This window comes from Paenibacillus terrae (assembly GCF_005217525.1).
Lineage (GTDB): Bacteria > Bacillota > Bacilli > Paenibacillales > Paenibacillaceae > Paenibacillus > Paenibacillus terrae_C.
In genome coordinates this window covers 12,916-32,988 of the sequence record NZ_PNXQ01000015.1, presented here as the reverse complement: position 1 = coordinate 32,988, position 20,073 = coordinate 12,916, and the positions used below count along the sequence as shown (strand labels likewise).

Genomic DNA, 20,073 nt, shown 5'->3' with positions numbered 1-20,073 from the left:
TATTTTGTTTCAATTAATCAGCTTCCCCGGTACGTGCTGTAGCCGCCAGGAGCTACAAGCAGCGGAACATGATAATGGCTGCCCGCATCACTCACACCGAAACGAATCGGAATGCACTCCAGAAAAAGGGGCTCTTTCTCGGCCAAGCCCTTCTCCCGAAAATATTCGGCAACGTAAAAAAACAGCTCATACTGCCCCACCTTCAACTCGCCGCATGACAGCAGAGGCGCATCCAGGCGTCCGTCCGCATCGGTTACGACAGAACGCAGCAGCCTCCGTCCCTCCTCACCGCCGATTTCCCACAGTTCGAGCTTCATTCCGGACGCCGGTGTGCCGCATGACACATCGAGCACGTGGGTAGTTAATTTTCCGTCGTTAGGGCTCGTAATCAAGTCGCTTAATCGAAATTGGGCAATCTTGAATACTTCCTTCAAGGCCAGGATTCTCTCTTTATCCCATTCGCCACCAAGCCGTTTGCCCAAGGCAGCATAAATCGAATCTGTATTCAGGCCACGTACGGCTATAATGAAAGGAAATCCGAATTTATCCTTGTAGGCCTGATTGCTAGCCCTAAATTGTTCATAATCCTCTGGAGAAAGCTCATTCAGGCCAGCGCCCCGCTGCTCATTAACGGAGATCTCCGTCATTTTCAGCTTGCCAGCAAGATCAGGGTGAGCGCAGAGCAGGGCAAGTTGTTCATCAAGCGCAGATTGCTCCACCGCTTCTTCCAATTTACTGGACAATTGCCCAAAAGAATAAAAAGGACGGGATATCCATGCGCGTTCCGCCACCCAAGGCGAGTGCTCGAACACCCATCCCAGCGCATCGACAAACTGCTCTCTATTCATTCGATTAATAGAATCCAAGGATAATTTCATTTTGCTCCCCTTCATATGCTTCTGCAGTTGTTATTTTTGCCATTGTGACACTTTTCCAATTTTCGAGAATTTCCTTTAGGCTGTATAGGACCTGCCGAGCCCCATCTCGCTAAGAAGCTGCCGGTAAGCGATAGAGGTGCAATCTGCCGGAATATGGACCTCTGCTTGCAAATCGAGTGGCAAATCCTCTGGAGTCTGCGCTTCTACCATCTCTCGATCTTCCTGAAACACTTGTAAATTGAACTTGATGGTATCTTCAACGGATGCATCTTTATCAAAATTTCGTGAAATCGGACAAAACAACCGGGTGTAGCGGGCCGATACTGGGCAGGCACAGTTCAGGATCATTAGCTTGCCGCCGTTCGGAAAGTAGACCGTAAGCGAAGCCGCGAACGGAGGAAATACGCGAAATTCGCGAAGCCATTTAAAGCCTTCCGGGACCAGATTGTCCTGACCTTTGCCGTAATTGCTAACCGTGCTCCAATATTCGGCAAGCAAGCCGCTGCCTTCGCGCTTGACGGTGTACTGAGGCACAAACGGGTTATCACGGTCTCCGAAGGTATCGGTATGCACAAAGGCAAAGTGCGATACATCCAGGAAGCCTTCCATCTGGCGCCCTGCTGAACCTGCAATGTCGAAGCTCGGCGGCAGCACGTTCAGGTAATCCGGGTCATCCCATCCCGGAAACTCGGGAATTTGCACGTCGCTGGACGTAAGAGATGTCCAGATCAGACCGTACCGCTCTACTACGGGATACGTGATCAATTTCAGCTTAGGCGAAATTTTGGCGTCGGGATGCGCCGGAACTGATGTGCATTTGCCCTCGCAGTTGTAACGAAGTCCGTGATATGGGCAAACAATTTCTCCGTTTTCAACCCACCCCTTGCTAAGGGGAGCACCTCGGTGGAAGCAAAGGTCACGGGCGACAACCAACTTGCCGTTGCTACGGTAGCATACGAGCTTCACATCAAGCAGCTTTACGCCAACCGGTTTATCCGTGATTTCGCTTGCCTGCGCCACCGGGTACCAATATTGGGCCAACACCTGCCAATCCTCCGGAGTGAACGTGCAATCCCGCGGAAATTGAACCTCAGAATGGTTATTTTTAGCTTTAGGTACCATCATGGCACTCTCCTTATCCGTAAATTGATTTTATAGTCTAGTGTTCTTTGAAGAGACAACCGAAACGTCGCTGCCGTAGGTCACACCCAGCTCTTTCAGCCACCCCCGGTAAGCAATGCTGACTTGGTCCGCCTTCAAATGAAGCTCCGCCTGTAAGTCGAGAGGAAGTTCCTCCGGCTTCTGGCTTTCTACAATTCCCGCGTCCTGCTCGATCACCCGCTTCTGAAAATCCCGAAAATATTCGTCAGACTGGTCTAATGCGTAATTTCTAGAAATAAGTGCAAAAACAGTTGTTTTTATTTCTTCGTGGGGAAGCGCCGTAAATAACATGGATAGAATCTGGTTGTTTTCATAGTTCACTTTTTTGAGTCTTGCTGTCATAGGCCGCAAAATTTCAAACGTATAGTAAATCGTTGCGTAATTTCCCGAGCCGTCCGCATCAGCGTAAATGGCGATTTCGTCGGAAACGTAGCGGTTTTCATGCCAATAAACGCTGTAATGTGGTATTTCAGGAAAATCAGAGTCGCCCAATAGTCTGTCGTGAACGAAAGCCAAATGACTTGCATCCAGAAAATTTTCAACGACTCTCGGCGCAGTTGCATGCAGGATATACGGCTCCGCATGTACGGTTTGAAAAGTTGAATCCTCATATTCCTCATAAAAGGGGACCGGAGCTTCGTTCCCGGAACCAGCATCAAGTTTCACCCAGATGATGCCGTATTGCTCCGTGCAGGAATAAACCACTGCTTTAGCTTTAGGAGGAATGGTTTGTCCTGCTGGCTGCTGAGGGATTTTGACGCATTTTCCTTCCGCATCATACTTCCAGCCGTGGTAAGGACATGCCACTTTGCCCAGCGACAACGCCGCCCCCCGGTGTATGCATAAATCTTTAAATGCCTGAACTCCGTCCCGGGTTCGGAAAAGGACGACCCTCTCTTCCAAAATCGTAACAGGTACCGGTTCGCTTCCGATATCCTGAGAATAAACTGCTGCTATCCAATCTTTTGCCAATATGTGATCTTTCATCATAGTCACCTTCTCCTTTTAAGATCCGGAGCGTTGCCCGTTCGCCTTTACGAGCAAATCCTTTAAGTCGCTGCGTGCATACACTCTGGTACCGATCCGAAGCTCATCCTCCAGTTCCAAGGTATTCACCACCACCGATCGGCTGGAGTTCAGAAGAATTTTGCCACGTTCATTGGCATAACAAATTGGTAAACTCCACGTAAAGTACCCGCACTGCAAATTTTTAGGTTCATTGATTTTCGCTTCACATATGTTATATTTAATAACATATAATTCGTTTATTTTTCTTATTATATGACTAACTCGGAAAATATGTCAATATAATTAACATTAAAAGAATTTTAAGCGGAAATAACGACCTTGATCCCTTGAATTTCACACATTAAAGTTATTAAATATAACATAATATTTGCGAAAAACTTCACACGCTCATACATGCCGATTGCGGAAGAAGATAAACCTGCTTTATCAGCAAACCCTTCCAGAACAGATCCTGTCCTAATTTTATGTAACTTTATTTAACACAAAATTATAGATTTTTTTCTATGTTTCGATCGAGATCATGTCAGATAATATTCATTAATCAACTGAAATAAGGTGCGTGCCAATGAGTAAAGAGAAGCTAAATAAAAGCGAGATGGCAAAACTTCGTGGAATATCCGTGGACACACTGAGGTATTATGACAAGATTAATTTGTTCAAACCTTCACAGGTAGATGAAAAAAACGGGTTACCGATATTATTCGATATTACAATATGAAGTTCTCGGTACGATCATAGAGCTTCACCAGATCGGACTCTCTATTGAAGAAATAAACAGTTTATGCAAATTACACTCTTACAGATCAGCCAGACGAGGCCTGCTATGAAATCCAGATTCTTGTTGCAGAGATGGTGTGATTCCCACAATAGGACTTACATAAAATCAAAAGGGACTCACATAAGTGAGCCCCGGATTGCTATACGGAAAAGTAAAAAGGCTGTACGCATACTGGCTTGGAGACAGTTACTTGTTGTCCCGTGTAGGTCAGTCGTCCACTAGCCTTGTCCACTTTGAACGTAACGATGTTATTCGTATCGCGGTTAGCTACGAGTATATGATCACCGTTTGGAGTCAAAGCAAAATGACGTGGATGCTCTCCTTCGGCAGAAACATGCTCTACCAAGCTCAGCTTGCCTGTTGCAGCGTCTACAGCGAACACTACGATGCTGTCATGCCCACGGTTGGAGCCGTACACATAAGCACCATCCTCCGAAATAGCAATCTCAGCGGTTGTGTTTTCGCCCGTAAAATCAGATGGCAAAGTCGGTACGCTCTCAAGCTCGGTAAGCTTGCCTGCTTCTGCGTCATACGCAAAAGATGTAATCGAAGAATCCACCTCATTAATAACAAAAGCAAATTTACTGTTCGGATGGAACGTCAAGTGACGTGGGCCTGCCCCTGCATGGGTTTTCGTTTCGCCATGAAGCACCAGTTGTCCTTTACTGTCATCAATGGTGTAGACACGGATCAGATCCAGGCCGAGGTCCTGTACGAACAGGAAACGACCATCAGGGCTAAAGAAGCTGGAGTGTGGATGCGGACGATCCTGACGCTCAGGATGCGCTCCCTTGCCTTCATGCTGTTTAACATCCAGCAACTCGCCGATACGGCCATCCTCGGTTAGAGACACCAGTCCCACCATTCCTCCGTGGTAGCTGACTACGATCAGGTAGCGATCGGATGGATCACGCTGAATGTGACAGGTTGTTGCGCCAACGTTTTCCGCCCGGTTAAGCAATGTAAATGTCCCTTTGACCGGATCAATTTCAAAGGCAGCAGCCTCGCCCACCTTCGCTCCTGTAGCAGAAGTCGTTTCTCCAATAGAATACAGCTTCCGGTTCTTCACATCCACGTTCAGGAAGGTTGGATTTTTCAATCCGGAGAACTCATTCTGTAATGTAAGAACCCCTGTCTCTTCATTAAAAATGTACGCATAAACTCCGCTGCCTTCCAATTCGGCGTAAGAGCCTGCGAAAACGAGCAATTTTTGTTGTGTTGTCATGGTTGTGTCCTCCTCAAATTAGAAAAATAATGGGCAATTGGAATGATTGCTCCTGGTTTAAATAGCGCTAAGAGGCGCGATCCACGACGGGCTCTGTAGATAAAGCCACATTCTCCGCTACGGCACGCGAGATCATACAAGAGCTCTCAGCCTGCTCTGCCAGCCGCAATGCCTGTTCGATCTGCGATTCTGTCGCATCGGCGGCCAAATGAACTCGCGGACGATGGATAATTCGACGATATGTAAAAATATTGTTCGTTACATCGACAATGCCTTCAGATTCCAGTGCCAGTGAAGCCACCGGAAGACCCGCACGCTCCATCATCGCCGCCAATGTAATCAAATAGCAGGTCGCGGCAGCGCCTAGCAGCATTTCATCCGGATTGGTGCCCACACCGGGACCGCCCATCTCCGCCGGGATCGAAATCGCTGTCCGCAGCTGTCCGGCCTCAATATGGCCATCGCTGTTGCGCCCCCCGTTCCAGTCTGCCTTGAGCAGAAAGGTATGCTCCATTTCAGGTCACTCCTCTCTCTTATATTATGAATCTTTATAGAGGTGAATGTAAAGGTTAGTCGATCTCCCGATTCTTCGTTTCGGTCCCCAGCAACCATACCGCCGCCGCTCCAATCAGAATCGCTCCGAAGAAAATGACAAAGATAGATTGCAACGCCATGCCCTGTCCGACCAGCATTCCGACCAGAAAAGGTCCGATCACGCCACCAATACGGCCAAATGCAGCCGCCATACCCACACCAGTAGAACGGACCGCTGTTGGGTACAATTCCGGGGTATAGGCATACATGGCTCCCCACGCGCCGAGATTGAAAAAGGACAAGCAGATACCAGCAGCCAGCAGCATTCCTGCAGTTTCCGAGGTACCGAACCAAATAGCGGACACCGCCGTTAGCAGTAAATAGACGATCAGCACGAATTTGCGGCCCAGCTTTTCAATCAGATATGCCGCAGTAAAATATCCTGGCAATTGCGCCAGCGTCATGATCAGGACATACTCAAAGCTTTTAACCAGTTCAAAACCCTTCATAAACATAATGCTTGGCAGCCACAGAAACATTCCGTAATAGGAAAATACAACCGTAAACCATAAAATCCACAGCATGAGCGTGGACTTGCGGTTCGGCCCTGTCCAAATGGAAGCCAGTCTTTCACGCAGTGGAAGCTTGACACTCTGCTGCTTGTATCGTGGTGAATCCTCTACCGCTTTGCGTAAATAAAGGGCGTACAGGGCTGGTACTGCGCCGAGAATAAAAGCCATCTGCCAGCCGTACTTTGGAATAACAAAATAGGCAATAAGCGCTGAAAGAATCCAACCCGCGGCCCAGAAGCTTTCCAACAAAACGACCGCTTTTCCCCGTTCCTGAACCGGCACTGATTCCGACACCAGCGTCGAAGCTACAGGCAATTCCCCTCCCAAGCCTACGCCCGCAATAAAGCGCAGCACCAACAGTACACCGAGCCCAGTCGCCAAAGCTGACAAGCCGCTTGCAATAGAAAAGATCAACAGCGTCCACACTAATATTGCACGCCTGCCGTAGCGATCAGCCAAAATCCCCGCTAAAGCGGCCCCGAACACCATCCCTATCGAATTCATCGCAGTCAATAGACCAACCTGCTCTGATCCCAAATGCCACTCCTTAGCCAGCGCTGCGGCTATGAACGAAAGCAACCCAACGTCCATGGCATCAAAGAGCCAACTGAGTCCTGCGCTAAACAGCAGCTTTCGCTTTTTGGATGGTGGTAATGAAGCCAATTCACTCATGATTCGCTCTCCCTTAAAAATGCATCATATATAGCCGTATATTCAGGTGTCTTGTCACCTGTAGCTTAGCATCTATTGTACCGCAAACTCCCTCCATCTGCGAGCATTTTAAAAAAATCTCTTGTTGCCGCACTTGAAAGGAAAACGAAAAAAAACGGAAGATTGCCTAGGGCAATTCTCCCGCCTTCTGGAACCTGCCACTTACCGGTTTTGGACCAGACCGATGATCGTCACCATGAGCACCAGCAGTTGGATGAGTGTATCGTTGCTCATTCCAATCGCCTCCATCCCATATGAGATACTCCTTCGGCCGTTTCCCCTCTCCCCGGATCATGACGCTTGTTCCCCAATACATACCTATGCAGGCGGCGGGAAGCTTATGATCTGTAGTGAATGAAAATTCTCCATATTCATTTAAGGCTTGATCCAGGACCATTGCAAATCCATTTCCTGAATGCATTCGCGGTTATCGTGTTCATCATTGGCGACCAGCGGGGTCACCGGATAGATGCTCATATCGCCCTGTTCATACGTACACAGCAGCGGCAGCAACTCATCTATGTTCTTAATAGACGGGTTCAGCCATGAATCCATATTCGAGGGTTCCAAAATGGCGGGCATACGGCCGTCAAATTCACGAATATCCGCATTGGCCTGCACCGTCATCATCGTACAGGTACGCAGCGGCTCCTTACGGCTATCCTGCCATACCTCATACAATCCCGCGACCGCAAACATTTTCTGTCCCGGCAACACCACCCGCACCGCACACATACGTTTACCGAGCTTTCGCCAATAATAAAAGCCGTTGCAAGGAATGACACAGCGCCGGGTTTCGGCCATTTTGCGGTAACTAGGATTCACTCGTACCGTATTCAAATCGGCGTTGACACAATCCTTGCCCCAGTAGGGGATAAATCCCCAGCGAAATTCATCTAGCACCCGTTCTCCATTCTGATGCAGGACGATGGGAACATGCTGGGTAGGGCTCATGTTATAACGCGTTTTATAATAATACATCACCCGTTGGATGCCAAAATGATCCCTTACCTCGTCCAAATCCGCCGATAACGAAAATCTTTTGCACATATGCTATTCATCCTTCCGCCTTCTTTTTCATCTATTGTGCGGATATACAAGGAAAAATATGCATAAAGCAAAAAGTGCACGCCAAGAACATATAGCAATATCCCCGCAGTTTTGAAGCTGCGGGGATCAATGCTAACTTATATCGTTACTATTTCTTTTCTACTGCATGACCGCCAAATTCATTACGCAGCGCGGCAACGACTTTCCCGTTGAACGTATCTGCATCCAGAGAACGGTAACGCATTAGCAAGGACAACGCAATAACCGGAGTAGCCGCCTGAATGTCCAATGCCTCCTCAACCGTCCATTTACCTTCGCCGGAAGAGTGCATAACCCCGCGAATTTCATCCAGATTTGCATCCTTGGAAAATGCACGCTCGGTCAAGCCCATCAACCAGGAGCGAATAACGGAACCGTTGTTCCAAACGCGTGCCACTTGCTCATAATCGAAGTCAAAGCTGCTTTTCTCCAGCACTTCAAAGCCTTCACCAATGGAGGCCATCATACCATATTCCACACCGTTGTGAACCATTTTGAGAAAATGTCCGCTACCGGATTTACCTGCATACAGATAACCATTTTCCACCGCTGTGTCGCGGAAAATAGGCTCAACAAACGCCCATGCTTCCGGGTCGCCGCCGATCATGTAACAAGCGCCACTACGTGCACCTTCCATACCGCCGGAGGTACCGGCATCCATGAAGCTGATACCGTATTCCTTCAGACGGGCATGACGAGCAATCGACTCTTTGTAATGAGAGTTACCACCTTCAATAATAATGTCCCCTTTGGACAAAATTGGTTGAAGCTGCTCCAGCACGGAATCAACAATTTGATGGGGAACCATAATCCACAGTACTCTTGGGGATTGGGTCGCTTGCACAAGCTCTTCCAGTGTGGAAGCACCTGTAGCACCGTAATCCTTCATTTCTTGAATCGCTGCTGCATTGACGTCGTAAGCGACAACTTCATGCTTGTGATCGATCAAGTTTTTTCCGAGGTTCAAGCCCATTTTTCCCAAACCGATTAATCCAACTTGCATTGTAAAGGCCTCCTGCCGTAGCAAAAATATATTCTCAATGTAGTGATGTGTACATGTTTACGAACGAACAACCGCTTTTTCAGAACGTTCTGACTTTTGATCCAGCCACCATGTAAAGCCCTGTTCCTCCAACAATTGGTCAGAAGCCTCTGGACCGTAGGAGCCTGCCGCATACGTATGAAGCGGAACTTCGCCGCGAGCAAATGCTTCCAGCACTGGCTGTACCCACATCCATGAAAGCTCAACTTCATTCCAGTGGGCGAAAAAGGTGGAGTCGCCGCGCAGCGCATCAAAGATGAGGCGCTCATAAGCTTCCGGTACTTCCTTGGCCTCTGATGTGTAATTCATCAGCACCGTCTCCAGTTGACCGTTATTCAACGGGTCCTTACTGTTCAGACGCAGTGTTACCTTTTCATCCGGGTTCACATGAATCGTAAGCAAGTTCGGCTCGGATGGCTGTCCTTGAGCCGCATACGGGTCTGTGCTATCCTTTTTAAATTCTACGACGATACGAGTGGATTTTTCATTCATGCGTTTACCTGTACGAATATAGAACGGCACACCTGACCATTGCTCATTGTCAATCCACAGACGAGCTGAAATGAAAGTATCATTTTGTGAGTCCGGTCCAATGTCCGGCTCTTCTTTATAGGAAGGAACTGCTTTTCCGTTAATCTCACCGTTCGTGTATTGGCCTCTCACCACGCTGGAAGCAATATCGGAAGGATCAAGCGCACGCAACGCCTTCATAACCTTACTTTTTTCGTCACGCACCTGATCTGCCGTTACATGCCCCGGCTTATTCATAGCCGCCATCATTAGCACTTGCAGCATGTGATTCTGCACCATGTCCCGAATAGCTCCGGAGTGATCATAATATCCTGCGCGTTCCTCGACGCCTACAGTTTCGGAAGCGGTAATTTGCACATTGGCAATGTATTGATTGTTCCACACACCCTGAAGCAATGGATTAGCAAATTTCAAGGCTTCAAGATTTTGCACCATCGGCTTACCCAGGTAATGGTCAATACGATAAATTTCATCCTCGGCAAACGTTCTGCTTAAGCGATCATTCAGCTCACGTGCCGATTCCAGATCATGTCCGAATGGTTTTTCGATAATAAGCCGTTTCCAGCCCTTCGTATCAGCCAAACCGCTTTCCCGGATGTTGAGGGCAATCACATCAAAAAATTCCGGTGCCACCGATAAGTAAAACATGCGGTTCCCCGGAATTCCCAAGTCATTTTCACGTTGCTCAGCAAGCTGCAACAGCTTTTTATAGTCTTCAGGGTGATTGACGTTCAATGCACTGTAGCGGAAAGCGCTCAAGAACTGATCCATCTGTGCACGGTCATTATTCACGTGCCTGGAAAAATCCTTAATGGATTGTTCTACGTTACTTTGAAACTGTTCGTCAGCCACTTCACGACGCCCCATACCAATTACAGAAAAGGAAGCCGGAATTTTACCTTCGACAAACAAATTATACAAGGCAGGGTAGATTTTACGTTTAGCCAAATCCCCTGTCGCTCCAAATAAGACAAAAGTCATTGAATCCATGAATTATTCCTTCTTCCCATTATAAAAGATGAGGTTATTAAAAGTTACCTGAGGAATTAACGTAACCCATAATACACCCAAAATAAGGGGCAAGTCAATCAAATTTTAGCGAAATCGTGAACATTCGATATTTCCTGTAATGATAACGTTTTCTGTGGTATGATTGACGTAAGGAATGAGAAAAAACTGTTAAAAATGTCACAGTTGACACAAGCCAAGATAGTTACTATTGGTAAACAGAGTTACTTTTAGTATACTGTTTAAAACAACCAATGAAATTGAGGGGATTCAGATGAGCGACGACAGGCAGCCTAAGCTTTTGTGCGGCAAGGTGGAACAGTCCTTTCAGATCATCAGCAAAAAATGGACCGCTCTCATCATCCATACTTTGATGGAACATCCCAAACGATTCAGTGAAATTCATGTTTCTATACCTGATCTTAGCAAACGTATGCTGAATGAACGCATTAAAGAGTTGGAACTTAGCGGCCTGATCCTTCGCCATGTCATTACAGAGCGGCCCGTGCGCACCGAGTATTCGCTGACCCGCAAGGGTAAGGAGCTCGGTGATGCATTGAATGGTGTAGAGATCTGGGCCGAAAGATGGCTCTAACCGCTAACAGGAGCTCGTCATACACGGTCTCCTGTTATTGTGTTACCCTTTAGGAAGCGTAATACAGGGCAATAATACGAAAATAATGGTACGCCTCCGACCACTCATGATTTCGGAAGAAACCAAGGAAGGATGAACTCGATGGCGTTTGGTATTAACCGACAGGAGCTTTCAGCCTGGAAAAGAGAGGTCAGTCGCGGCGAAATTGCTTATCTGACTCATTACTGGCTGGATGATCGCTTTCCAGGTATTACAACCGTAACCAAGGTGGGTTGTTCCAATTTGGACAAGCTGCGTTTATGGTGCAGCCATAATGGTTTGGACCCCCAATATATTCACCAGCGTCAGCCCTATCCCCATTTTGACCTGATTGGCAACAAACAAACGGAAATTTTGCGCAAGTACGGCATGAGCGAGCAATTGGAACGCTTCGGCCTTCATTTTCACACAGGTACACGTCCACCGTTGTAAACCGCAGCTCTTAGAGCTGCGATATTTTTGTTTTCATACCGGATAATACTTTGTGTATCCAGATTGCTGACATTGCTCCTTCTCCCATCGCAACAGTCGCTTGCTCAGCATGCGCTCCCAAATCTCCGGCTACCCATACATTCTCTACATTGGTCATTTTACTTCGTGGATGAGTTTCAATATGCTTGTTATCCAGCAAGTGCACGCCCAACTGCTCGGCCAGCTCTGAATGGACATGGTTGCCTCCAAAGGCTAAAAAGCCTCGCTCTGCCCGAACAACCTCTCCATTAGCCAATTGAACTCCTTCAAAATGTCCCGGTTCCTCGGTCATGATCCTGGAAATAATCTCCTCCTTGTATCCAATTCCTTTCTCGCACAGCTTCATCATCAACTCGTCCGGCACCTCTGAACGATCATGGTTCACATAAATCAGGTGGTCCGTACGCGCCGATAAAATCAGAGCCATGGAAGCTCCGGCTTTTCCCGCTCCCAACACAACCGTACTGCGATCTTGAATCTCGTATCCGTCACAGTCCGGGCAGACATACACACTATTGCCCAAGCAGCCCAAAAGCCCCTCCAGCTTTGGAAAGCGATCGGTCAGCCCCGTTGCCAGCAGCAGCGTCTTTGAGGAATACACCGTTCCCTCTTCCACTTGAATGGCAAAAAGCTCATCTCTCTTGGCAGCTTTCACCGCCTTACCTTCAACAAATTCAGTTCCTAGCTTCGTTGCCTCATGACGTCCAAGCCGTCGCAGGTCTTCACCTGAAATCCCGTCAGGAAAGCCCAAAATATTATGATACTGATGACACAACGTGGACCGACCATAGCCCGAATCTATCACCAGAACCCGATGACTGCTGTATCTTCCCAATTGAATAGCCGCTTGCAGCCCGGCAATCCCTCCGCCAACAATAATGCAATCATATGGCATATATTTTTCCTCCCTCATCAATAACACCTATGTAACCCTCTCATACAAATTTAAACGTAGCATCACCCGCTTCCGCCTGAATTAACCCCTGAATCATCCCTTTCACAAAAAAAGAAAAAAGTACATATCCAGAAGCTCACTCCTTAAAAATGGAATAGCAAAAAGCACTGTGGAAATCCACAGTGCTTTTTGCAGGCCAAACCTGAATCATTGTAGCATCGTCTGGCTTATTTAAACGTTTTTACGCGTTCTTCAATTGGTTGGAATTCTTTTTCACCTGGTTGGAATGTCGGTTTACCGAATGGCAATTCAGCAATCAACTTCCAATGCTCAGGAATATTCCATTCATTTTTCACTTTTTCGTCAATCAAAGGATTGTAATGCTGAAGGGATGCGCCCAGTCCTTCTTGCTCCAAAGCTGTCCATACAACCAATTGCAGCATGCCGCTGGATTGGTTAGACCAGATTGGGAAATTGTCCGCATAAGCTTCAAATTGTTGTTGCAATCCAGCCACTACATTGTTGTCTTCAAAGAACAATACAGTACCGTAACCGCTACGGAAGCCGTTCATTTTCTCAGCAGTAGATTTGAATTGCTCTTCATTGCCTACAACTTCGCGCAAAATATTTTCTGTGATATTCCACAGTTTGTCATGATGCTCACCGAGCAGTACAACTGCACGTGAGGTTTGGGAGTTGAAAGAGGTAGGTGTATATTTAACAGCTTCCTCTACAATCTCTTGAATCCGTTGGTCGGAAATTACTTGTTCTTTGCTAATACCGTAATAGGAGCGTCTTTCTTTCAGAGCTGTGAAGAAATCTTTAGCCATTTTTGTTACCTCCTGAGAAAAATTAATTACTTTTCGTAACTAAATATATATTGTATTTGTCTTAAGGTCAAGAGATTTCTTTTTAAATATTACCAGTTCCTTGATTCATGATGGGCTCCGCCGTTTGTTCTTTCCCCGCTTGTCCCTTTCTTACATCCTGATGGTGCAGGCCATCGTCATATGGGGACATTTTCGCTTCCCTCCCTATCGGATTGGTGTCCACAGTATACTTTTACCTTTCAGGCCAGGGATTAAACGCAAAAAAAAGAAAATCTCCGCAAAGATTTTCTCTATTCACGTTCTTGTTTATAGTTTGTTGTTGAATTATTGTGAACTGGATTCCCCTGTACACTCATGAAAAAGATATGGTTTCAGCTTCTCTCCTGCTACAAGCTTCTGCACCAATTCTGTACCCGCAGCAGGCGTCATCTGACCATACCAGTCCCCTTGAGGGTATACGATCACAACCGCAGCATCGTGACAACGGCCATTACAGCGAGTTCTGGTCGTATGAATATAAGCTTCTGCGTTTTGTTCACGGATTTCATCCCGAATTGCTTGTGTAACTTCTTCACCTTCATGCCGCATACACGTGCCTCCATTACAGATCAACACATGATGCTTCATCGGTTCCAATTCAAAAATAGCCATAGCTTCCCCTTTAATCAACGGTTGTTGGTTTATTCATGCTTATCTGGATAAAGAACAAGCTGTGCATCCATCTGCTCGTCTTCAATCGTCAGCACGATAAATGAATATTCGTCCTCGCCGCGCTTGTCTGTCGGAGATCCGGGATTGAGGACAAGCAAGCCGTCCAACTTTTTGACAACTGGAATATGCGAATGTCCGTAAATCAGGCAATCCAGCGTTTCTCCCTTAAACGTATTCAGTGCGATATTCTCTGTCGAGCCGCGCCAGCCGTGACCGTGGACCATGCCGATCCGTCTGCCCTCGACTTCAACGATTTTTTGATAGCCCAGACGCTCTACGATGTCTACTCCATCATTGTTTCCGGCAATCCCTTGCACAGGTGCAAATTCGGATAGCCTTTCATATACGAACCAATCCGTCCAGTCTCCAGCATGGAGAATGAGATCGCTGCCTTTGAGCTCCTGTACAAGCCGACCAGGAAGCGCTTTTCCTCGGTGCGGCATATGAGTATCTGAAAGTACGATGATTTTCATAGCATTTCTCCTTACCAGCGTCTTTACACGGATGAGCTCTGCTGCTCAACCCGCTGCTGAAGCGCCTGCTCCAGATCCCGCAGCGTAACCGTCTCGAAAAACGCCTGTATTTTCTGCTCTGCTACGGTATATAATCCGTCTAGCAAAGCATCGATGTTCTTACCTACCTCGCAATTGTGATTGCTGTCACTATGGATAGCGAACAGCGGACCGTCGTCTTTGGTCGCTTCATATATCATTTTAAGATTAATATTTGAACTGGACATGCTCAGACGAAAGCCCCGTGCTCCTGGTGAGGAATCAACCAGACCAGCTTGCTTGAGCCGGCTCATGATTCTTCTAACAACCACCGGATTCGTATTGATACTGGAAGCGACAAGTGTCGAAGTCATCCGCTCCGGCGCTCCTTCAGCTAGAAGAAGCAGACAATGGATACTAACGGAAAAATGGGTACTCATGTTAACCACCTTTATATGTGTGCCTCATTAATATTTGTGTACATATGCATAGTTTCATCATACCACAATGAGAGGCACCGACACAGCGCTTACTGCACCTTACTCCGGAAAATAGTCATTTTCAGGGCGTACTCGCACCTTTAGCTGGCGGACGCTATATTCCAGTTGCTTAACGATGTCCTCCAACTGGCGTCGGTCAAGTGCGTTATAATCGGCGGCAGGCTTGGGTGCGTTTTTCAAATCACGTATGGTTGCCTGCTGCTCCTGCCACTTGTCCATCAGATCGGCTATGTTCGCATAGAAGCGTTCATAATCCTTTATCACTTCATCCAGAAAGGCGTCCACCTCATCAGGATCATAGCCGCGCATTTTATTTTTAAACTGTTTTTCATGGATAGAGAGCGCGTCCAGTTGAATTCCCAGTTGCTTAAACAACTGCTTTTGCTTATCCAGACGACGCTTCATATGTTCATCCATCGGTTATTCCCTCCTTAACACACTATTCTTTTTATATCACATTCTACGTGGGGAATAAAAGTCTCTGCTGATTGCCCAGTCCTGTGAGCGGGTATAAAAGAGCATACGCACAGTATGTATAGATCCATTCAGACTACGAAGGGGAGATATAATCATGAGCCATTTGAGCGGAAGTTCGCCAGCGGAATACAGGACGGTTTGACGATGCATGCGTGTGGGACGCGGTGGAAGAATACGGTACGTCCAACTCGCCTGCCACAGCCGCCAAACGCGATGTCACTGATTACGATGAACATATGTAATCGTTGAAGACTTCATGCTTCTCTGTATGCCTAGGTATTCGTTTATCTAAAAAAGCAGCTTGTCCCTGTGACAGGCTGCTTTTTATGCTTTCTGAGGACTCGTTTATCCGGTTTATCCGATCTCTACCCGTTTCCGGCTGCGGGCCGACTCGATACAAGCGTCGATCACCTTCATATTGCTTACCGCGTCTTCAGGTTCATATGGCAACGGAACACCGTCAAGCACCGCTTTGGCAAAAGCATCCGCTTGCAGCTCAAAGGAATTGTAGCCTTTAAGTCTTTCCTCGCGTGTAACCGAGCCGACATGGACGAAAATTTGCGGTACGACAGATGACCTTTCCCAGCCGAACATTTTAGGCATCGCAATCGTCCCTTTGCTACCCAGAACCTCCATATTAGAACGGTCCGCTGCCCACATGCCACAATCGAAGGTAAGGTTCACCCCGCCCGGAAATTCCAGCAGGCCGGATGCCATCATATCGACATTGTCATGCTCTGGTGAAAATAAAGCATGTACTGTCACCGCCTCCGGCTCCCGGTCCAAGTACATACGGGCCGCCGAAATCGGATATACGCCTGCATCGTACAACGATCCACCGCCCATGCTTTTATTGAAGCGCACATTATCTGCCTGATCGGCATTGTTGAACGTGAATGTGCAATGAATGCCGCGAATGTCGCCAATTTCCCCGCTATTGATGATTTCCTTAATTCTTCGATGCTTCGGATGATAGCGATACATAAAAGCTTCTGCAAAAATGACTCCTGCATTTTTACATGCCTCAATCATGCGGCTTGTCCCGGCTGAGCTAAGAGAGGATGGTTTTTCGCACAAAATGTGCTTCCCCGCTTCCGCGGCCCTGATCGTCCACTCTTCATGCAGATGGTTCGGCAACGGGATGTACACCGCCCCGATTTCGGGATCAGCCAACAATTCCTCGTAGCTTCCATAGCTTTTCGGAATATCGAACTCCTGGGCGGCCTCAGCGGATTTATCCGCATTGCGACTAGCAATTCCAAGTACTTCTCCGCGCTCGGATTGCTGAATCGCCGGAATTACAGCAATTTTGGCAATCTCCGCAGTGCCTAAAATTCCCCATTTCAGCTTTCTACCCATCATTCTCATCCTTTCGTGGTCAGGAATAGTTGTCCTGTTCCGCTTTGTGCAGCATACCCAGGCAACGGTCCAAATCGGTTTTGACCTGCTTCTTGTACAGTCGCGCTTTCTCCTCCCCATCATCTGTAAAATGATAGAGTACAATTTCCTGAAAATCCACGCGAGGATCTGTGCCTTTTAACCGTTTGGTACGGTAAAAGACGCCTTCCTGCACTAGTTCATGCAGCGCCCGATAGACTTCACTCTGAGGCGGAACATATCCAAAACCACTAAACTCATCCTTCATCGATTCAAGCATCTGATATCCATAACCGCGATGCTTCTCCACCATTGTGATTAGATAAATTTTGATAAAAGCTCGCTGGGATATCATAAACGCCATTTCACGGCCTCCTCTTCACACCATTCTCTTATATCTTACCTTCCATTATAAACCACTCAGCGCCCATACACTAATGATAGGGGGATTTTCAATCTCTCCCTTGTGACCTGTTTGAAGTTGGCGGGAGATATATAATGAAGCGTTGTGAGATAGTTGGCGAAGTGGCGGTCTGTGAATCTGTCTTTTTCTATTATGAATTTTTCATATATTGAAATAATATAATAAGGACTAAAAAAATAGAGTTACAGATTATGAAGACTTAGTTAATTTCTTTAAGGCATCCGTATCGTTACTTGTCAAAACAGGAATACATTCTGTTATTTTTTGGATATCCCAATTCCACCACTCTAGTGTTTTGAGTAGTTCAATCGTTTCCTCGTCAAACCGATAACGAATTAATTGGGCCGGATTTCCCCCTACAATAGAATAAGGCAAGACATCTTTAGTCACTACGGCATTGGACGCAATGATCGCTCCATCTCCTATATGAACTCCAGGCATAATGGTAGCATTGTAGCCTATCCAAACATCGTTCCCAACCACGGTATCCCCTTTGAAACCTCCACTTAAATTGGGTAAACCAGCTGCCCACTCTCCACCAAACGCCCCAAAAGGAAAAGTGGTAAATGCATTTGTATTGTGATTTGCACCATTCATAATAAATTTGGCCTGGGTTGCAATTGCGCAAAACTTACCGATTTTTAATTTATCCCCTATAAAATCAAAATGGTAAAGGACGTTTTTTTCAAAATCCAGAGGATTATGTTGGTCGTCATAATAGGTATAATCCCCAATTTCGATCTGTGGATTAACCACTACATTTTTCAAAAAACACAGACTTCTAATATTTTTCATCGGAAAAACGCTTCCTGGATCTGGACCACTCATGTAGCAACACCCCTATCATGTTATAGATTCACCTTAAATGAAAAGGCACGTCCAAGTCTAACAGCATGCATGCCATTAAACAAATGGAGAAAATAAAAGTATCCCTCGGCCTTGTTACATGGGCTTCGGGATACTTTTTGTGAAAATATGTGATTGGGATTACCGAATCAGGCTTGCTTTTGCAAGGCTGGCGGACCTCCGGCCGGGCGTGGACGAATCCGAAGCCCCACAATCCATTTTCCCAGAGGCAGACGCGCCAACAGCCACGTGCCTGCAACGGAAAAGACCATACAAAGGACGAACGAAGCCAGCGTGCGAAGAATCAGGCTCCAGTCTGCAAACAACGTCTCGTCAAAAGAGTACGTGACACGCAGCATAAAGGCGTGCATCAGATACGCTCCATAGGACAACGTCCCGATGGCAGTCAGCAACCTCGCGGCACGTCCGCCCTTATGAGCAATCCACGTTGCCACACGGTAAGCAACAAAAATAGACGTGACACAATATACAGCCATGACCGGACGCAGCAGAGACAAGTAGTTAAAGGAAAGAACCGTGCCTCTCGGCGTCTGAAACAGACCGATCATCTCATACAGCAAGTAGCCTGTAATTACAATAAACAACGGCCAGTATACGATTTGCGCCTTAGTTACCCAAGCATTCCAGCGCCGGACATTCATCCCGGCTGCCGCGCCTAGCACAAAATAAAAGAAAAAGTAAATCACATTACGGTCAGCATAGATGGTGAACCAGGAAGTAACTACCGGAAGCCGGAGCCCATCCATCCATCGGTACATCGGCCCCACCGCGAGCATGAGCATGATGTACAGCACGCCGACTCCAGCCAATGCAGCGGGTCGCCATGCTGACGGTAATAACGCTGACAAACGGCGGACAGCATAACGAAACACAGGAAATAGCACATAACACTGGATAATCATCACGATATACCACAGATGATAGCTGCTTTTCCCATTCAAAAGCTTCTGGAAAAAATCTAGCGGGTGAAGATGCCCTCCGCTTTGAACAAGCTGATTTCCCAATTCGTACAAAAGAGACCATATGATATAAGGCACGATGATGTCCATGAACCTTTTACGTAAAAAAGTTCCATACTTTAAGGGTCCATCATAATTGTAAAATAACACCATCCCGGTGATAAACACAAACACGGGAACTGCAAATTTAGAACACAGCAGTAAAAGTGTCATCAAAACTCCGTCCTGGATGCGCGCCCCTTGCGCAACCGCAAAATGTGCGACGGAATGCTGAAGAACAACGGCGGCAAAAGCCAGCCCTCTCAGCAAAGCGACTTCGGAAATTCTCTCTTTTTGACTCATGTCACTCTCCTGTTATGTCTAGAAATATATAAGTCTATTATAACGACAATTCTGTAAAAATATATAGAAGGATAAACGACAATCCAAGCAAAGCTTCGCTTATCTCTGGTTTATCAACGGGCATACATATGGAAAAGCAGCAGCCTTCCCTTTCGGGGAGACTGCTGCTGTAAGCGTAAGCTATAAAGTTACAGGTTCCTTCTGGTATCCGTGTACGCATCTGTCCGGGTATCGGCTACCGTATTATCATACGTTCTGTAACGATCCGCATTCAGAGAACGGTTGGTGCGGAAAATATCATACACATCCCTGTGATGATCAGCGTAATCCACCAGCACTAAAATCTTGCCCTGATCGACGTAGGTCTCGTATTGACGCGCATCATCTTCAGGGATGCCCAGCCCGACCAGTCCACCGACCAAGCCACCTGCTCCCGCTCCGACAGCCGCTCCGGTTAGGGTAGCCGCGATAGGTCCAGCAGCGAGAATGGGTCCGATGCCCGGAATAGCCAGGGCCCCGATGCCTGCCAGCAAGCCA

25 protein-coding genes and 1 pseudogene are annotated in these 20,073 nt (G+C 47.0%); 5 read left to right on the top strand and 21 right to left on the bottom strand.

The genetic code is table 11. The features are described 5' to 3' along the window. Positions 1-17: 17 nt before the first annotated feature. From uraD to C1I60_RS17335, 3 genes are all read right to left on the bottom strand, one after another. Entirely contained in the window at positions 18-878 is an 861-nt protein-coding gene (gene uraD, locus C1I60_RS26350) for a 2-oxo-4-hydroxy-4-carboxy-5-ureidoimidazoline decarboxylase (RefSeq protein ID WP_170970837.1), read from the bottom strand. A 75-nt stretch (positions 879-953) separates the two neighbouring features. Further along, entirely contained in the window at positions 954-2,000 is a 1,047-nt protein-coding gene (locus C1I60_RS17340; RefSeq protein ID WP_137062928.1) for an aromatic ring-hydroxylating dioxygenase subunit alpha, read from the bottom strand. Positions 2,001-2,030: 30 nt separating this feature from the next. Next, positions 2,031-3,029 (bottom strand): Rieske 2Fe-2S domain-containing protein, encoded by a 999-nt coding sequence (locus C1I60_RS17335; protein WP_137062859.1) that lies wholly within the window; start codon positions 3,027-3,029, stop codon positions 2,031-2,033. Positions 3,030-3,633: 604 nt separating this feature from the next. Here C1I60_RS17335 and C1I60_RS26345 point away from each other — a divergent pair. Together C1I60_RS26345 and C1I60_RS26340 are read left to right on the top strand one after the other, a co-directional pair. Continuing rightward, positions 3,634-3,786 (top strand): MerR family DNA-binding transcriptional regulator, encoded by a 153-nt coding sequence (locus C1I60_RS26345; protein WP_212734482.1) that lies wholly within the window; start codon positions 3,634-3,636, stop codon positions 3,784-3,786. Beyond that, positions 3,743-3,895 carry a MerR family transcriptional regulator gene (locus C1I60_RS26340; protein WP_212734481.1) on the top strand — a complete coding sequence of 51 codons (153 nt, stop codon included), beginning with the start codon at positions 3,743-3,745 and terminating at the stop codon, positions 3,893-3,895. The genes C1I60_RS26345 and C1I60_RS26340 overlap by 44 nt, the downstream gene beginning before the upstream one ends. A 90-nt stretch (positions 3,896-3,985) precedes the next feature. Here the strand turns inward: C1I60_RS26340 and C1I60_RS17325 are convergent, their stop codons facing one another. The 7 genes from C1I60_RS17325 to zwf all read right to left on the bottom strand — a co-directional run bounded on the left by C1I60_RS17325 (position 3,986) and on the right by zwf (position 10,540). Next, on the bottom strand, positions 3,986-5,071 hold the full coding sequence (locus C1I60_RS17325; protein ID WP_137062858.1) for a lactonase family protein: 1,086 nt from the start codon (positions 5,069-5,071) through the stop codon (positions 3,986-3,988). Positions 5,072-5,138: 67 nt separating this feature from the next. Then, entirely contained in the window at positions 5,139-5,585 is a 447-nt protein-coding gene (locus C1I60_RS17320) for an OsmC family protein (protein WP_137062857.1), read from the bottom strand. Between the two features lie 55 nt (positions 5,586-5,640). After that, on the bottom strand, positions 5,641-6,849 hold the full coding sequence (locus C1I60_RS17315) for an MFS transporter (protein WP_137062856.1): 1,209 nt from the start codon (positions 6,847-6,849) through the stop codon (positions 5,641-5,643). 166 nt (positions 6,850-7,015) lie between these two features. Further along, entirely contained in the window at positions 7,016-7,285 is a 270-nt protein-coding gene (locus C1I60_RS17310) for a hypothetical protein (RefSeq protein ID WP_137062855.1), read from the bottom strand. After that, positions 7,264-7,938 (bottom strand): SOS response-associated peptidase, encoded by a 675-nt coding sequence (locus C1I60_RS17305; RefSeq protein WP_137062854.1) that lies wholly within the window; start codon positions 7,936-7,938, stop codon positions 7,264-7,266. Before C1I60_RS17305 ends, C1I60_RS17310 begins: the two co-directional genes overlap by 22 nt. 148 nt (positions 7,939-8,086) lie before the next feature. Next, positions 8,087-8,980 carry a phosphogluconate dehydrogenase (NAD(+)-dependent, decarboxylating) gene (gnd, locus tag C1I60_RS17300; RefSeq protein WP_137062853.1) on the bottom strand — a complete coding sequence of 298 codons (894 nt, stop codon included), beginning with the start codon at positions 8,978-8,980 and terminating at the stop codon, positions 8,087-8,089. A 57-nt stretch (positions 8,981-9,037) separates the two neighbouring features. Next, on the bottom strand, positions 9,038-10,540 hold the full coding sequence (gene zwf, locus C1I60_RS17295; protein ID WP_137062852.1) for a glucose-6-phosphate dehydrogenase: 1,503 nt from the start codon (positions 10,538-10,540) through the stop codon (positions 9,038-9,040). 292 nt (positions 10,541-10,832) lie between these two features. Between zwf and C1I60_RS17290 the strand changes: the two genes are divergently transcribed. Next, a complete protein-coding gene (locus C1I60_RS17290; protein ID WP_137062851.1) occupies positions 10,833-11,153 on the top strand; it encodes a winged helix-turn-helix transcriptional regulator in 321 nt (106 codons plus the stop codon). A gap of 141 nt (positions 11,154-11,294) precedes the next feature. Beyond that, on the top strand, positions 11,295-11,624 hold the full coding sequence (locus C1I60_RS17285; protein ID WP_137062850.1) for a hypothetical protein: 330 nt from the start codon (positions 11,295-11,297) through the stop codon (positions 11,622-11,624). Between the two features lie 10 nt (positions 11,625-11,634). On the opposite strand, the gene C1I60_RS17280 is transcribed toward C1I60_RS17285, so the two are convergent. From C1I60_RS17280 to C1I60_RS17255, 6 genes are all read right to left on the bottom strand, one after another. Beyond that, the gene (locus C1I60_RS17280) at positions 11,635-12,558 is read right to left on the bottom strand and encodes an NAD(P)/FAD-dependent oxidoreductase (RefSeq protein ID WP_137062849.1); all 924 of its coding nucleotides are present in this window, start codon (positions 12,556-12,558) and stop codon (positions 11,635-11,637) included. A gap of 227 nt (positions 12,559-12,785) precedes the next feature. Further along, on the bottom strand, positions 12,786-13,388 hold the full coding sequence (locus C1I60_RS17275; RefSeq protein ID WP_137062848.1) for a nitroreductase family protein: 603 nt from the start codon (positions 13,386-13,388) through the stop codon (positions 12,786-12,788). A 324-nt stretch (positions 13,389-13,712) separates the two neighbouring features. Continuing rightward, a complete protein-coding gene (locus C1I60_RS17270; RefSeq protein ID WP_137062847.1) occupies positions 13,713-14,039 on the bottom strand; it encodes a (2Fe-2S) ferredoxin domain-containing protein in 327 nt (108 codons plus the stop codon). A gap of 29 nt (positions 14,040-14,068) precedes the next feature. Further along, a complete protein-coding gene (locus C1I60_RS17265) occupies positions 14,069-14,572 on the bottom strand; it encodes a metallophosphoesterase family protein (RefSeq protein WP_137062846.1) in 504 nt (167 codons plus the stop codon). Between the two features lie 23 nt (positions 14,573-14,595). Then, on the bottom strand, positions 14,596-15,030 hold the full coding sequence (locus C1I60_RS17260) for an Rrf2 family transcriptional regulator (RefSeq protein ID WP_137062845.1): 435 nt from the start codon (positions 15,028-15,030) through the stop codon (positions 14,596-14,598). Between the two features lie 99 nt (positions 15,031-15,129). Further along, positions 15,130-15,507 (bottom strand): DivIVA domain-containing protein, encoded by a 378-nt coding sequence (locus C1I60_RS17255; RefSeq protein WP_014281231.1) that lies wholly within the window; start codon positions 15,505-15,507, stop codon positions 15,130-15,132. A gap of 114 nt (positions 15,508-15,621) precedes the next feature. Between C1I60_RS17255 and C1I60_RS17250 the strand changes: the two genes are divergently transcribed. Next, the gene (locus C1I60_RS17250) at positions 15,622-15,816 is read left to right on the top strand and encodes a hypothetical protein (RefSeq protein WP_170970836.1); all 195 of its coding nucleotides are present in this window, start codon (positions 15,622-15,624) and stop codon (positions 15,814-15,816) included. A 105-nt stretch (positions 15,817-15,921) separates the two neighbouring features. Here the strand turns inward: C1I60_RS17250 and C1I60_RS17245 are convergent, their stop codons facing one another. From C1I60_RS17245 to C1I60_RS25770, 5 genes and pseudogenes are all read right to left on the bottom strand, one after another. Further along, positions 15,922-16,926 (bottom strand): Gfo/Idh/MocA family protein, encoded by a 1,005-nt coding sequence (locus tag C1I60_RS17245; RefSeq protein WP_137062844.1) that lies wholly within the window; start codon positions 16,924-16,926, stop codon positions 15,922-15,924. Between the two features lie 19 nt (positions 16,927-16,945). Next, entirely contained in the window at positions 16,946-17,308 is a 363-nt protein-coding gene (locus tag C1I60_RS17240) for a replication termination protein (RefSeq protein WP_014281229.1), read from the bottom strand. Positions 17,309-17,557: 249 nt separating this feature from the next. Continuing rightward, positions 17,558-18,196, bottom strand: coding sequence for a CatB-related O-acetyltransferase (locus tag C1I60_RS17235; RefSeq protein WP_137062843.1), 639 nt, complete (start codon positions 18,194-18,196; stop codon positions 17,558-17,560). A gap of 167 nt (positions 18,197-18,363) precedes the next feature. After that, complete coding sequence (locus C1I60_RS17230) at positions 18,364-19,536, bottom strand: acyltransferase (protein ID WP_137062842.1); 1,173 nt, start codon at positions 19,534-19,536, stop codon at positions 18,364-18,366. 188 nt (positions 19,537-19,724) lie between these two features. Beyond that, positions 19,725-20,073 (bottom strand): annotated as a pseudogene (locus C1I60_RS25770) (general stress protein); the annotation flags it as partial.